Source organism: Actinomycetospora sp. (assembly GCF_036497585.1).
Taxonomy (GTDB): Bacteria; Actinomycetota; Actinomycetes; order Mycobacteriales; family Pseudonocardiaceae; genus Actinomycetospora.
Genome location: NZ_DASXJD010000141.1, coordinates 1 through 13,172, shown reverse-complemented (window position 1 = coordinate 13,172; position 13,172 = coordinate 1). Strand labels below are relative to the sequence as shown.

Here is a 13,172-nt window from a genome sequence, read left to right as displayed (position 1 = left end):
GGCCAGCTCGGGATCCAGGTCGCGGCCGCAGACGTTGACCGCACCCGAGGGGTTGGTCTCGGTGCAGACCCGGGCCCGGGCGGTGGCCGCGGCCAGCCGGGTGGCGCCCCACACCGGATCCACCGCGTAGCCGGCTTCCAGGATGCGCTCACGCAGCTTGCCCAGCGGCAGCTCGGGGGCCTCGTCGAGCAGCCGGGCCAGCACCGCGGCGCACTGCGCCTCGGTCAGGCCCTCGAGGCCGGTGACGAACGCGGTGGCCTTGGCCAGCTCCAGCTCACCCGAGCGCATCCGCTGCCCCAGGGTGGGCATCCGCTCCAGCACCCCGACCGCGAGGTCGAGCCGGGAACACGCGGTGGTGCTCGACCAGCCCAGCGACGCCGCGGCGATCTGGGGGGCGAACTCGTCGAGCGCCACCCGCGCGGTGGTCCCGGCCCGCGCCGCGCAGGCCTCCCGGAGCGAGCGCAGCAGCTGGTAGTCGGCGTGGTTGCGGGTGCGGAACCAGGCCCGCATCCACGCCGCGGTTTCCTCGCCGGTCAACCCGGCCGGGTCCAGGCCCTCCAGCGCGGCGGACAGCGCGGGGCCGGCGGGCAGGGCGTCGAGCCCCCCGCACACCGCTTCGTCGATCACCACCGCCATGGATCGAACACTAGTTCGACCCACCGACAGTCACGGCCGGAATTGGACACTCAACACTGCGCCGAACGAGTGATCTTCATTTCCGTCCCCGCACCACTCTGCGGCGCCAGCCGTCGTCGTCCAACCCGCCGTCGAGAAGGCTGGGTCGAGCAGGCAGCGAGACGCCACCTGCGCGCACGTCTCCCGCCCCGCGGTGCCGCCCGACTGCGGTGACCCGGACGGCCCCGCCACGGCCTGGTCCGTCCGACGAGATGGCTCCTAGAGCCAGTGGCGCACGCGCACGGCGGTGGGGTCGGGCGCCGGCCGCTCGGCGGCCTCGACGTCGGGTCGCGGGGTGCCGTCGACATCGTGGACCGCGCCGCAACATCCGCAGCGCAGGAAGTCCGCGCCCTCGGCCAGCGGACGACGACAGCGACCGCAGTGCCAGAGCCGGAAGGCCGACCGGCTGTCCGTGACGGTCACGCCGTCCTCCGTTCGGGATCGATTCCGTGAAGCACGATCCAGCATGCCACCAGGGGTCACGACAGCAGCGCCGTCCCCCGCACGCCGGGCAGGACCTCGGCCAGGACCCGGTCCACCAGCGCGAGGTCGTCCGCCGTCAGGTCCGCCCGCGCCGTGAGCCGCAGCCGCGAGGTCCCCTCGGGGACCGACGGCGGACGGAAGCAGCCGGCCCGCACCCCTGCCGCCGCGCAGGCGTCCCGCGCCGCCGTCGCCAGTTCCGGCTCCCCGAGGACGACGGGCACCATCGCGGCCGTCGGGGCCGCCACCCCCGCCCACGGCGCCGCCGCGCCCGCCGAGGACGCCACCGCCGCCGCCGCGGTGTGCAGCGCCGCCACCCGCTGCGGCTCGTCGCGCAGCACACCGAGCGCCGCCAGGGCCGCGCCCGCCGCCGCCGGCGCGAGCCCGGTGTCGAAGATGAACGAGCGCGCCGCGTCGATCAGGTGCGCGACGACGTCCGCGTCCGCGAGCACCACGCCGCCCTGCGATCCCAGCGACTTCGACAGGGTCGCGGTGACGACGACCCCCCGCTCCCCCGCCAGCGCTGCCTCGGCCACGAGGCCCGCCCCGGGCGCCGACGCCGGGCCGCGCACCCCCAGGCCGTGGGCGTCGTCGACGAGCAGCACTGCGCCCCGGGCGCGGCACACCTGGGCCAGCTCCCGCAGCGGCGCGAGCCCGCCGTCCACCGAGTCGACGCCGTCGGTCACCACCAGCCGCCGGGTCTCCGGAGCCGCGGCGAGCACCGCGTCCACCTCGGCGGGCACCGAGCACCGGGACACGACGACGCGGGCCCGCGAGAGCCGCGCGGCGTCCACCAGCGAAGCGTGCGCGGCGACGTCGGAGACGACGAGGGCCCCGCGCCCCGAGAGCGCCGTGAGCGCCCCGAGGTTGGCGGTGTAGCCGGAGGAGAACACCAGCGCGGCCTCGGCCCCGCAGAACTCCGCCAGCGCGTCCTCGAGCTCGGCGTGCAGGCGGGTCGAGCCCGTGACCAGCCGCGATCCGGTCGACCCGGCCCCCCAGGTCCACGTCGCCGCCACGGCCGCCTCGATGACGCGGGGGTCGCGGGCGAGCCCGAGGTAGTCGTTGGAGGCGAGGTCGACGAGCGGTTCGACGACGGCGCGGGGCGCGAGCGTCCGGCGCAGGCCCGCCGCCCGACGGGCACGCGCCGTCTCGTCCAGCCACCCCAGGGGGTCGGTCACGCCGACACCCTAGGCAGCGCTCCTCCCAGCCGCTCCGTCGACGGCGGTGCGAACTCCTCGGCCGCCCCAGCCGAAGCGGGTGACGAGGTCGGCGACGATCACGGTGACCCCGGCGGCCTCAGCCCGCGGCGGCGGCCGCCACGACACCCCGGGCGATGCGGGCGACGTCGTCGGGCGCCGTGATGAACGGCGGCATCGTGTAGACAAGGTCGCGGAAGGGGCGCAACCACACGCCCTCCTCCTCGGCGGCCGCCTGGGCGGCGGGGACGTCGACGGGGTGGTCGAGCGCCACCACCCCGATCGCGCCGAGCACCCGCACGTCGCGTACCCCCGGCAGTTCCCGGGCCGGCGCGAGCCCTTCGCGCAGGGCGTCGCCGATCCCGGCGACCTCGGCACGCCAGTCCCGGCGCAGCAGCTCGTCGATGCTGGCTAGGGCGACCCGGGAGGCGAGCGGGTTGCCCATGAACGTCGGGCCGTGCATGAGCCCGCCCCCGCCGCGCTCGCCGCTGACGGCCGCCGCCACCGCCGGGGTGCACAGCGCCGCGGCCAGGGTCAGGTAGCCGCCGGTGAGGGCCTTCCCGACGCACATCACGTCCGGGGAGACCCCCGCGTGGTCGGCGGCGAACAGCTCGCCGGTGCGCCCGAACCCGGTGGCGATCTCGTCGAACACCAGCACGAGGTGGTGGCGGTCGGCGATCTCGCGCAGCGCCCGCAGGTGGCGCGGGTCGTGGAAGCGCATGCCCCCGGCGCCCTGGACGACGGGCTCCACGATGATCCCCGCGAGCTCGTCGGCGTGGGCGGCGGCGACGGCGGCGAGGTGCTCGTCGTAGTCGGCCCGGTACTCCGCCGGCGGCACGTCGGCGAACACCTGCTCGGGCAGGAACCCCTTCCAGAGGGAGTGCATCCCGCCGTCGGGGTCGCAGACGCTCATCGCCGCGAAGGTGTCGCCGTGGTAGCCGCCGCGCCAGGTCATCATCCGGGTCCGGCCGGGCCGGCCCCGGGCACGCTGGTACTGCAGGCACATCTTCACCGCGACCTCGACCGACACCGACCCGGAGTCGGCGAGGAACACGTGGCGCAGCGGCTCGGGGGTGATCTCGACGAGCCGGGTCGCGAGGTCCACGGCCGGGTGGTGGGTGAGGCCGCCGAACATCACGTGGCTCATCTCGTCGGTGGCCGCGCGCAGCGCCGCGTCGAGGGCGGGGTGGCGGTAGCCGTGCACCGCGGCCCACCAGGAGCTCATCCCGTCGACCAGCTCGCGGCCGTCGTCGAGGGTCAGCCGCACCCCCGACGCCGAGGCCACCACCAGCGGGTCGGTGCGTCCCGGCATCGGCCCGTAGGGGTGCCAGACGTGCTCGCGGTCGAGGGTCCGCAGCGTTTCCGGCGTCGTCACGCCTACGATCGTCGGCCATGGCGGCGGGGGGCGTGACCAACGGGCCCTCGTCGGCCGGGTCGGGATCCGCCGAGGACGCCTTCTCCCGCCGCCGCGAGGTCGCGGCGACCAGCGCCCGCTCGCTGCTGCTCACCGTCCTGGGCGAGTTCGTCCTGCCGACCGGCGAGCCGGTCTGGACCCAGACGCTGCTCGACGCTCTCGGCACCGTCGGGGTCGAGGAGAAGTCCGCCCGCCAGGCGCTGGCCCGCACCGCCGCGGACGACGTCCTGGTCTCGGAACGGGCCGGACGACGGGTGCGGTGGTCGCTGACGCCGTCCGGGCGGCGGCTGCTCTCGGAGGGCGCCGGACGGATCTACGCGCACGGGGCGGCGCGCCCGGCGTGGGACGGCCGCTGGCTGGTGCTCGTCGTCAGCGTCCCGGAGGCCCAGCGGGCGCTGCGCCACCAGCTGCGCACCCAACTGGCGTGGGCGGGGCTCGGCTCCCCCGCGCCCGGGGTGTGGGTGTGTCCCGACGCCGAGCGGGTCGGCGAGGCGCACCGGGCGCTGGCCGACGTCGGGCTCGACGAGGCGGCCCTCGTCGTCGTCGGGGCCACCCACGGCGGGCTCTCCGACGCCGAACTGGTGGCGCAGGCCTGGGACCTGCGCGACCTCGAGGCCCGCTACGCTGAGTTCGCCGCCCGGTTCGCGACGCTCGAGCCCGACCCCACCGACCCGGCCGCCGTGCTCGGGGCGCAGGTCCGGCTGGTCGACGCGTGGCGACGCTTCCCCTTCCTCGACCCGCAGCTCCCGGTCGAGCTGCTCCCGGCGGGCTGGGCCGGGGCGCAGGCGGCCGAGGTCTTCCACCGGCGCCACGAGCAGTGGGCGCCCGGGGCGCGGCGCGCGTTCGGGGCGTGACCGGGCGGGCTCGACTTGCCTTCGAGTGCGCTCGAAGGGTCACGATGAACGGACACACCCGCTACGCGAGGGAGACCTCATGGAGCTCGGCTTCCACGTCCCGATCTTCGACATCGACGGCGGCACCACGGCCATCGCGGGCGAGCTCGCCCGGGTCGGCGAGGCCGTCGAGGCGTCCGGGGCGAGCTGGCTCTCGTTCATGGACCACTTCTTCCAGATCCAGCCCACCGGCCTACCCGCCGAGGCGAACATGCTCGAGGGATACACGACCCTGGGCTACCTGGCCGCCCACACCTCGACGGTCGACCTCGGCCTGCTGGTGACCGGCGTGACCTACCGCCACCCCGGGCTGCTCGCCAAGATCGTGACCACCCTCGACGTGCTGTCGGGCGGCCGTGCCGTGCTCGGCCTGGGCGCCGCCTGGTACGAGCGCGAGCACCAGGGCCTGGGCGTCCCGTTCCCGCCGCTGGCCGAACGCTTCGAGCGCCTCGAGGAGGCGCTGCAGATCTGCGGCCAGATGTGGGACCCGGAGAACAACGGCCCCTACGACGGCAAGCACTACCAGCTCGCGGAGACGCTGTGCTCGCCGCAGCCGCTGCACCGGCCCCGGGTCCTCATCGGCGGGAGCGGCGAGCGGAAGACGCTGCGCCTCGTCGCGCAGTACGGCGACGCCTGCAACCTCTTCGGCTCGTCCCCCGACGACGTCGCCCACAAGCTCGACGTCCTGCGCCGCCACTGCGACGACGTCGGGCGCGACTACGACGACATCCGGAAGACGATCATCGCCAACAACCCGCGCCCGGGCCCCGACAACACCGACGAGTTCGTCCGCGCGATGGCCGATTACGCCAAGCTCGGGATCCAGGCCGTGATGATCACGCCGACCACCGGCTCCCCCGCCGCGTGGATCGACGGGATGGCGCCGACGGTGCCGCAGCTGGTGGACCTGGGCTGACTCAGCTCGTCGGCAGCCAGACCTCCCAGGCGATGCCGTCCGGGTCGGCGAACGACACGAACTCGGCGTAGCCCGCGTCGCGGACCGACGAGTGCTCGACCCCCTGCGCCTCGAGGTGTGCGATCCACTCCTCGAGCGCGGGGTGGTCGGCCACGGTCACCGCGAGGTGGTCGAGGCCGGTGCGCTGCGGGTCGAACCGGTCGTTCGAGCGCTCGTAGGGCTCGTGGATCCCCAGGACCAGTCCGGAGCCGGGGTGGCGGATCAGCTGGCGCGGATGACCGGCCTCGGGCGGGCCCTCGCGGCGCTCGCTCGCCTGCTCGAAGCCCATCACCCGCTCGTACCACGCCACGCTGGCCGCCATGTCGCGCACCACGAGCGCGACATGGGCGGCCTGCGTGAAAGTGGGTGCGGCCACTACTGGATCCACACCGTCTTCGCGTTGGTGAACGTCTGCGTGCCGAAGCTCGCGAGCTCGCGGCCGTAGCCCGAGTTCTTGGTGCCCCCGAAGGGGACCTCCGGCGTGGAGGCGGTGACCTTGTTGATGTACATCATGCCGGTCTCGACCTCGTTGACCAGCCGCTCGGCCTCGCCGGAGTCCTGGGTCCAGCCGCTGCCGCCGAGGCCGAAGCTGGAGTCGTTGGCGATGGCGATGGCCTCGTCGAGGTCCTTCGCGCGGAAGAACAACGCCACGGGGCCGAAGAGCTCCTCGTAGTACGCCGGGGCGCTCTTCGGGATGTCGGCGAGCACCGACGGCGGGTAGAAGTTGCCCTTCCCCCCCATCGGCTTGCCCCCGGTGAGGAGCTTGGCGCCGGCGGCCACCGAGTCCTGCACCTGCTGGTCGAGCTCCTCGAGGCCCTGCGGCCCCGACATCGGCCCGAGGTCGGTGTCCTCGGCCATCGGGTCGCCGACCTTGAGCGCCTCCATCTTCTCGACGAGGAGGCGCTGGAACTCGTCCGCGACCTGCTCGTGGACGATGATGCGCTTGGCGTTGATGCACGACTGGCCGTTGTTCAGCGTGCGGGAGGCGACCGCCGCGTCGGCCGTGGCGTCCAGGTCGACCGAGGGCATGACGATGAACGGGTCGCTGCCGCCGAGTTCGAGGACGCTCGTCTTCACGTTCTTGCCGGCGCGGGCGCCGACCTCACGCCCCGCGGGCTCGCTGCCGGTGAGGGTGACGGCCCGCACGCGGTCGTCGTCGACCATGGCCTCGATCATCGAGGAGCCGATGAGCAGCGTCTGGAACACGCCCTCCGGGAAGCCGGCCCGCACGAGCACGTCCTCGATCGCCAGCGCGACCTGCGGGACGTTCGAGGCGTGCTTGAGCAGCCCGGTGTTGCCGGCCATGAGCGCCGGGCACAGGAACCGGAAGACCTGCCAGTACGGGAAGTTCCACGGCATGATCGCCAGGACGGGGCCCAGCGGCTGGTAGCGGGTGAAGACCCTGGCGTTGTCCGGGGCGTCCTGGGGCTCCCAGGGGTGGTCGGCGAGGTGCTCCGGCGCGTGGTCGGCGTACCAGCGGCAGCCGAGGGCGCACTTGGTCACCTCGGCCTTCGCCGCCGCGAACGTCTTGCCCATCTCGAGGGTGGCGAGCTCGGCCAGCTGGTCGGTCTCGGCGTCGAGGATGTCGGCGGCGGTGCGCATCCATCCGGAGCGCTGCTCGAACGTCGTGTCGCGGAAGCTCTGGAACGCGTCCCAGGACCGCTGGATCCTGTCCTCGAGCTCCTGCTGGGTGAGGGATTCGAACTCCCGGACCGTCTCCCCGGTGGCGGGGTTCGTCGTCGCGATGGCCATGGCACCGGTCTACCCCTTCGGTGCGGGCCTGCACACAGGCCGCTACAGGCGGGGGAAGACCTGCCGCGCGTTGCCGCCGAGCACGGCGTCGGTGAGCTCCTCGGACAGGCCCAGGTCGCGGATCGCGGCGATGTTGCGGGCCGGCGTCGCCGACGGCGAGTCGGTGCCGAAGATCGCGCGGGTTGCGATCCGGTCGAGCCCGAAGCTCGCGTAGTAGGTCGGCAGCCGCTTGGGGGGCAGCCCGGCGAGGTCGAGCCAGACGTTCGGCCGGGTCAGGGCGAGCGAGGCGGCCGCGTCGTAGCTCCAGCCGCGTCCGCCGTGGGCGAGCACGACGGTGAGGTCGGGGAAGTCGCGGAGCACGTCGTCGATGAGCACCGGGTCGCCGTGCCGCGACGTCGCCCCCGGGAAGAACGAGGGCCCGGTGTGGACGATCAGCGGGATGCCGCGCTCGACGCAGCGGGCGTAGGCGGGGTAGAGCTCGCGGTCGTTCGGCGCGATCCCGGCGTGCACCGGGTGGACCTTGAGGGCGACCGTCGCACCATCGCCCAGGTCGAGCTGGCGGTCGAGCTCCCGGGCCACCGGGTGGTGCACGTGCGGGTTGACGTTGGCGACGATCCGGAACCGCGCCGGGTCGTGCTCGACGATCGGCAGCGTGTCCTCGACGGTCTGCCACCCGGTGGCCTTGGGGCTGTACTCGCAGAACAGCAGTGCCCGGTCGACGCCCTCCTCGGCGAAGTACCGGCTGACCGCGGCGGGGATCGGCGCGCCGTCGTCGTCGTAGAGCGCCGCCCAGCCCGCCGCGTCACCGGCAGGCCCGATCCACGTCTCCCACGGCACCTTCAACCGCGCCAGGTGGGCGACGTGGACGTGGGCGTCGACGATCACGCCGCGGCACGCTAGTCGAACAGGTCGGGATCCGTGCGCACGATCTCGTCCCACAGCGGCTGGAAGGAGAACCAGCCCGAGTAGGCCGAGCCGGTCTGCTCCGCGGTGAACTTCGCGTTGGCGTGGTCGATCTGCGTCGGCGTGCCCGCGGCCTCCGCGAGCAGCTGCGCCTGGCAGTTCCGCTCGGTGTTGACGAACCACCACGCGGCCTCGGCGACGGTCTCGCCGACCGCGAAGATGCCGTGGTTCTGGTGGAACACCATCTTGCGGCCGGTCAGCCCGGCGGCGAGTGCGCGGCCGACCTCCGGGTCGAGCACCACCGCGCCGCGGCCCTCGGTGACCACGCCGTGGTTCTCGTAGAGCGCGCAGGCGTCCTGGGTGATCGGGTCGAGCGGGCGGCCGAGCGAGCTCCACGCCTTGCCGTACACCGAGTGGGCGTGCGCGGCGGCGACGACCTCCGGGTGCGCCGCGTGCACCGCGGAGTGGATCACGAAGCCGGCCTGGTTGACCGGCTTGTTGCCGTACACCACGTCGCCCTCGTGGTTCACCGCGATGAGGTCGGAGACCCGGATGTGCCGGAAGCTCATCCCGAACGGGTTGACCCAGAACATGTGCGGGTCCTCGGGGTCGCGCACCGTGATGTGGCCCGCGATCCCCTCCCCGAACCCGAATTTCCCGAAGATGCGGAACGCGCCCGCGAGCTGCTGCTTGCGGTGCAACCGTTCCTCGGCGCTCGTCGCGAACGTCGGCGGCTGCGGCATCTCGATGCCCTGCTGCGACGGCCGGAAGCCGGACATCGCCTCGGACCGGGACTCCTGCGTGGGTGCGACCATGCCCCGACGGTGCGCCGCGTCACGCGAGCAGGTCAAGGGCTCGGCGACGGTGCGGGCGCGGGGGATGATCGGGGCCATGCCCGCACCCGGCGTCGCACTCGAGAAGCTCGGCTTCCTGACCCTCGGCACCTTCGACGGGGCCGACCCCCGCCCGGGCCACGAGCACCTGCTCGCCGAGATCGAGCTGGCCGAGGAACTCGGGTTCGACAGCGTGTGGCTGCGCCACCGGCACCTGCAGTACGGCGTGTCCTCGCCGGTGACGGTGCTCGCGGCCGCCTCGCAGCGCACCTCGCGGATCGAGTTCGGCACCGCGGTCACGCCGCTGGGCTGGGAGAACCCGCTGCGCTACGCCGAGGACCTCGGCACCCTCGACATCCTCTCCGGCGGGCGGATGAACCCCGGGATCAGCGTCGGTCCACCGATGCACTGGGACGACGTCAAGGCCGCGCTCTACCCCGACACCGCCGACGTCGAGGACTTCACCTACGAGCGCGTCGCGCGCCTGCACCGCCTGCTGCGCGGCGAGCCCGCCAGCACGTTCGTCGGGGTCGACGGCATCGAGTCGTTCTCCGCCCACGTCCAGCCGCACTCCCCCGGGCTGGCCGACCGGCTCTGGTACGGCGCGGCCAGCGAGGGCTCGGCCCGCCGCGCCGGGGAGCACGGCCTGAACCTGCTCACCTCCAGCGTCGTGCGGGCCGCTCCCGACGAGGAACCGGACTTCGCCGCCATCCAGGCCCGCTCCATCCGCGCGTTCCGCGAGGCCCACCCCGCCGGGGAGGCCGCCCGGGTCTCGCAGGGCCTCGTCGTCATCCCCACCGACTCCGCGACCGCCGAGCAGCGCGCGAAGTACGAGGCCTACGTCGAGGCGCGCACCCCACGGACGACGGAGCCGCAGGGGCCGGGCCGGTTGCTGTTCGCCCGCGACGTCCTGGGCACCTCCGAGGAGATCGCGGATGCGCTGTACGCCCACGCCGGGTTCCGCGAGGCCCGCGAGGTCGTCTTCGCGCTGCCGTTCTCGTTCGCCCACTCCGACTACGTCCAGATCCTCACCGACATGGCGACGAAGCTCGGGCCGGCGCTGGGGTGGAGCGCGCCGGACCGCAGCGCGGCGGCCCGCGTCGGGGCATGATCCGGGCATGCCAGCACCCGGTGTCCCCCTGGAGCGGCAGGGGTTCCTGACCCTCGGCACCTACGACGCCGACGACCCGGCGCCGGGACACCAGCACCTGCTCCGCGAGGTCGTCCTCGGCGAGGAGCTGGGCTTCGACTCGGTGTGGCTGCGCCACCGCCACTTCCAGTCCGGGATCTCCTCGCCGGTGACGATGCTCGCGGCGGCGTCACAGCGCACGTCGCGGATCGAGTTCGGCACCGCGGTGACCCCGCTGGGCTGGGAGAACCCGCTGCGCTACGCCGAGGACCTCGGCACGCTCGACGTCCTCTCCGGCGGGCGCATGAACCCCGGGATCAGCGTCGGTCCGCCGATCCACTGGGACGACGTGAGGGCCGGGCTCTACCCCGACACCGCCGACCTCGAGGACCTCTCGTACGAGCGCGTCGTCCGGCTGCTGCGCCTGCTGCGCGGCGAGCCCGCGAGCACGTTCTCCGGCACGTCGGGCATCGAGGAGTTCTCCGACCGCGTCCAGCCGCAGTCGCCCGGGCTCGCCGACCGCGTCTGGTACGGCGGGGGGAGCAGGCGCTCGGTGCGCTGGGCCGGCGAGCAGGGGTGGCCATGCTGACCAGCAACGTCATCCAGGCCGAGGACCACGACCTGGGTGACGACGCGTCGGGTGTGTTCGAGCAGATCCAGCAGGAGCAGATCGAGCTCTTCCGCTCGGTGCACCCGCTCGGCGAGGCGGCGCGGGTCTCGCAGGGGCTCGTCGTCATCCCCACCGACAGCGCGACCGCGGAGCAGAAGGAGCGCTACACCGCCTACGTCGAGAAGCGGTCGGCGCGCACGTCGGTGGCCCACGGGCCGCGCCGGATGCTCTTCGCGCCCGACATCATCGGCTCGTCGGAGGAGATCGCGGCCACCTTGTACGCGAACCCCGCGTTCCGCGAGGTCCGGGAGGTGGTGTGGGCGCTGCCGTTCACCCTCGAGCACGAGGACTACGTGCAGATCCTCACCGACATGGCCACGAAGCTCGGGCCGGCGCTGGGCTGGTCGCCGCGATGAGTGTCCGTGTGGAGCGCGAGGGCCCGGTCACGACGGTGACGATCGACCGCCCGGAGCGCCGCAACGCCGTCGACGGGCCGACGGCGGCCGCGCTGGCCGACGCGTTCCGCGCCTTCGGCGCCGACGACGGGGCCGCGGTGGCCGTCCTGCACGGTGCGGGAGGCACGTTCTGCGCCGGCGCCGACCTCACCGCGTTCGCCACCGAGCGCCGCAACCGCACCGAGCCCGACGGCGACGGCCCCCTGGGCCCGACACGGCTGCGCCTGTCCAAGCCGGTGATCGCCGCCGTCGCGGGGCACGCCGTCGCCGGTGGCCTCGAGTTGGCGTGCTGGTGCGACCTGCGGGTGGCCGACGAGACCGCGGTGTTCGGGGTGTTCTGTCGGCGGTGGGGCGTGCCGCTGATCGACGGCGGGACGGTGCGGCTGCCGCGGCTGATCGGGACGAGCCGGGCCATGGACCTGGTGCTCACCGGGCGCGCGGTGGACGCCGCCGAGGCGCTGGACATGGGGCTGGCGAACCGGGTGGTGCCTGCCGGGGAGGCGCTGGCCGCCGCGCAGGCGCTGGCCGGCGAGCTCGCGGCGTTCCCGCAGGTCTGTCTGCGCTCCGACCGGGCCTCGGTGCTCGACGCGGAGGGTCTCGACGAGCCCGCGGCGCTCGCCTCGGAGTTCGCCCACGGCCGGGCGGCGTTGGAGACCGAGACGCAGGCGGGCGCCGCCCGCTTCGCCGCGGGGGCGGGCCGGGGTGGCCGGTTCGACGGGGCCTGAGGGTCAGCCGAGGCAGCGGGGCCCGAGGAGCGCCTTGAGGTCGCCCATCAGGGCGCCCGAGTTGGTGACCTTGAGGCCGTCGTCGAGCCGCAGTACGTGGCTCGCGCCGTTGGCCGCCAGCAGCGTCAGGTGCACCTCGCTGGGCCCCGGGTGGGCGACGAGGACCTCCTTGAACTTGCCGACCCGCTCCGGGGTGCACCGGGCGCTCTCGATCTGCACCCGCACCGGCGGCGCGGCACCCGCGCCCGTCGAGAGGTCGGGCACGGCGAGGTCCTCGACGAAGAGGGTCACGCGGTCGTCACGCTTGTTGACCTTGCCCTTGAGCAACACGATCGCGTCCTCGGACACGTCGATGGACACCGCCGCGTAGGTGCGCGGGAAGAACAGCACCTCGATGCCGGCGGCGAGGTCCTCGATCTGGGCCGACGCCCAGGGCTCGCCCTTCTTGTTCACCCGCCGCGTGACGCTGGCGAGGATGCCGCCCACGGTGACCGTCGCGCCCTCGGCGACGTCCCCCTCGAGGATCTTGGTGATCGGGGTGTCGGCCCGGCTGGCGAGGACGTGCTCGATGCCGTTGAGCGGGTGCCCGGAGACGTAGAGGCCGAGCATCTCGCGCTCGAGGGCGAGCCGGTGCTTGGGCTCCCACTCCCCCTCGGGCACCTTGACGTCGAAGATGCCCGTCGTGTCGACGGCGTCGTCGTCGGCGTCGTCGAAGCTGCCGAACAGGTCGAACTGGCCGTCGGCCTCGGCGCGCTTGGTGGCCATGACCGAGTCGATGGCCTCGGAGTGCACCAGGGCGAGCCCCTTGCGGGAGTGGCCCAGCGAGTCGAACGCGCCGGCCTTGACCAGCGACTCGACGACCTTCTTGTTGCAGACCTGCTGCTCGACCTTGCGCAGGAAGTCCGAGAAGTCGGTGTAGTTCCCCCTCTCGCGGCGGGTGGCGACGATCGAGTCGACGACGTTGGTGCCGACGTTGCGGATCGCGGACAGCCCGAACCGGATGTCGTGGCCGACCGGCGCGAAGTCGCGCACCGAGTCGTTGACGTCGGGCGGGAGGACCGTGATGCCCATCTTGCGGCACTCGGCGAGGTAGATCGCCGCCTTGTCCTTGTCGTCGCGGACGCTGGTGAGCACCGCGGCCATGTACTCGGC

Annotated in this window: 13 protein-coding genes and 1 pseudogene; 5 read left to right on the top strand and 9 right to left on the bottom strand. The window is 73.7% G+C overall.

The window, feature by feature from the left end:
* The 4 genes from VGH76_RS13945 to VGH76_RS13930 form a co-directional block, all read right to left on the bottom strand.
* On the bottom strand, positions 1-636 hold a 636-nt coding region (locus VGH76_RS13945), incomplete at its 3' end, for a hypothetical protein (RefSeq protein ID WP_331557285.1).
* Positions 637-894: 258 nt separating this feature from the next.
* Positions 895-1,098: a zinc finger domain-containing protein gene (locus tag VGH76_RS13940; protein WP_331557284.1), complete on the bottom strand. Its 204-nt coding sequence runs from the start codon at positions 1,096-1,098 to the stop codon at positions 895-897.
* A gap of 56 nt (positions 1,099-1,154) precedes the next feature.
* A complete protein-coding gene (locus tag VGH76_RS13935) occupies positions 1,155-2,333 on the bottom strand; it encodes an 8-amino-7-oxononanoate synthase (protein ID WP_331557283.1) in 1,179 nt (392 codons plus the stop codon).
* Positions 2,334-2,451: 118 nt separating this feature from the next.
* On the bottom strand, positions 2,452-3,726 hold the full coding sequence (locus VGH76_RS13930; protein ID WP_331557282.1) for an adenosylmethionine--8-amino-7-oxononanoate transaminase: 1,275 nt from the start codon (positions 3,724-3,726) through the stop codon (positions 2,452-2,454).
* A 17-nt stretch (positions 3,727-3,743) separates the two neighbouring features.
* Between VGH76_RS13930 and VGH76_RS13925 the strand changes: the two genes are divergently transcribed.
* Complete coding sequence (locus VGH76_RS13925; RefSeq protein WP_331557281.1) at positions 3,744-4,619, top strand: PaaX family transcriptional regulator C-terminal domain-containing protein; 876 nt, start codon at positions 3,744-3,746, stop codon at positions 4,617-4,619.
* Between the two features lie 79 nt (positions 4,620-4,698).
* Complete coding sequence (locus VGH76_RS13920; RefSeq protein WP_331557280.1) at positions 4,699-5,574, top strand: LLM class F420-dependent oxidoreductase; 876 nt, start codon at positions 4,699-4,701, stop codon at positions 5,572-5,574.
* A 1-nt stretch (position 5,575) separates the two neighbouring features.
* Here the strand turns inward: VGH76_RS13920 and VGH76_RS13915 are convergent, their stop codons facing one another.
* Genes VGH76_RS13915 through VGH76_RS13900 form a run of 4 tightly spaced genes read right to left on the bottom strand, consistent with a single transcriptional unit; the run spans position 5,576 to position 9,083 of the window.
* Positions 5,576-5,989 (bottom strand): VOC family protein, encoded by a 414-nt coding sequence (locus VGH76_RS13915; RefSeq protein WP_331557279.1) that lies wholly within the window; start codon positions 5,987-5,989, stop codon positions 5,576-5,578.
* Positions 5,989-7,365, bottom strand: a complete 1,377-nt coding sequence (locus VGH76_RS13910; RefSeq protein ID WP_331557278.1) for an NAD-dependent succinate-semialdehyde dehydrogenase — start codon at positions 7,363-7,365, stop codon at positions 5,989-5,991. The genes VGH76_RS13915 and VGH76_RS13910 overlap by 1 nt, the downstream gene beginning before the upstream one ends.
* A gap of 42 nt (positions 7,366-7,407) precedes the next feature.
* Positions 7,408-8,250, bottom strand: coding sequence for an amidohydrolase family protein (locus VGH76_RS13905; RefSeq protein WP_331557277.1), 843 nt, complete (start codon positions 8,248-8,250; stop codon positions 7,408-7,410).
* Between the two features lie 11 nt (positions 8,251-8,261).
* The gene (locus tag VGH76_RS13900; protein ID WP_331557276.1) at positions 8,262-9,083 is read right to left on the bottom strand and encodes a class II aldolase/adducin family protein; all 822 of its coding nucleotides are present in this window, start codon (positions 9,081-9,083) and stop codon (positions 8,262-8,264) included.
* Between the two features lie 76 nt (positions 9,084-9,159).
* Here VGH76_RS13900 and VGH76_RS13895 point away from each other — a divergent pair, with 76 nt between their 5' ends.
* The 3 genes and pseudogenes from VGH76_RS13895 (at position 9,160) to VGH76_RS13885 (ending at position 12,020) form a co-directional block, all read left to right on the top strand.
* Positions 9,160-10,212: an LLM class flavin-dependent oxidoreductase gene (locus tag VGH76_RS13895; RefSeq protein ID WP_331557286.1), complete on the top strand. Its 1,053-nt coding sequence runs from the start codon at positions 9,160-9,162 to the stop codon at positions 10,210-10,212.
* Between the two features lie 7 nt (positions 10,213-10,219).
* Positions 10,220-11,256: pseudogene (locus VGH76_RS13890) on the top strand (LLM class flavin-dependent oxidoreductase).
* Positions 11,253-12,020, top strand: a complete 768-nt coding sequence (locus VGH76_RS13885; RefSeq protein ID WP_331557275.1) for a crotonase/enoyl-CoA hydratase family protein — start codon at positions 11,253-11,255, stop codon at positions 12,018-12,020. Before VGH76_RS13890 ends, VGH76_RS13885 begins: the two are co-directional and overlap by 4 nt.
* A 3-nt stretch (positions 12,021-12,023) precedes the next feature.
* Here VGH76_RS13885 and VGH76_RS13880 read toward each other — a convergent pair.
* Positions 12,024-13,172: OB-fold nucleic acid binding domain-containing protein (locus tag VGH76_RS13880; RefSeq protein WP_331557274.1), on the bottom strand; the 1,149-nt coding region annotated here is incomplete at its 5' end.

Coding starts and splice junctions, on each gene's coding strand:
- VGH76_RS13925 (WP_331557281.1), top strand. CDS start 3,744: ATGGCGGCGGGGGGCGTGACCAACGGGCCCTCGTCGGCCGGGTCGGGA.
- VGH76_RS13920 (WP_331557280.1), top strand. CDS start 4,699: ATGGAGCTCGGCTTCCACGTCCCGATCTTCGACATCGACGGCGGCACC.
- VGH76_RS13910 (WP_331557278.1), bottom strand. CDS start 7,365: ATGGCCATCGCGACGACGAACCCCGCCACCGGGGAGACGGTCCGGGAG.
- VGH76_RS13900 (WP_331557276.1), bottom strand. CDS start 9,083: ATGGTCGCACCCACGCAGGAGTCCCGGTCCGAGGCGATGTCCGGCTTC.
- VGH76_RS13895 (WP_331557286.1), top strand. CDS start 9,160: ATGCCCGCACCCGGCGTCGCACTCGAGAAGCTCGGCTTCCTGACCCTC.
- VGH76_RS13885 (WP_331557275.1), top strand. CDS start 11,253: ATGAGTGTCCGTGTGGAGCGCGAGGGCCCGGTCACGACGGTGACGATC.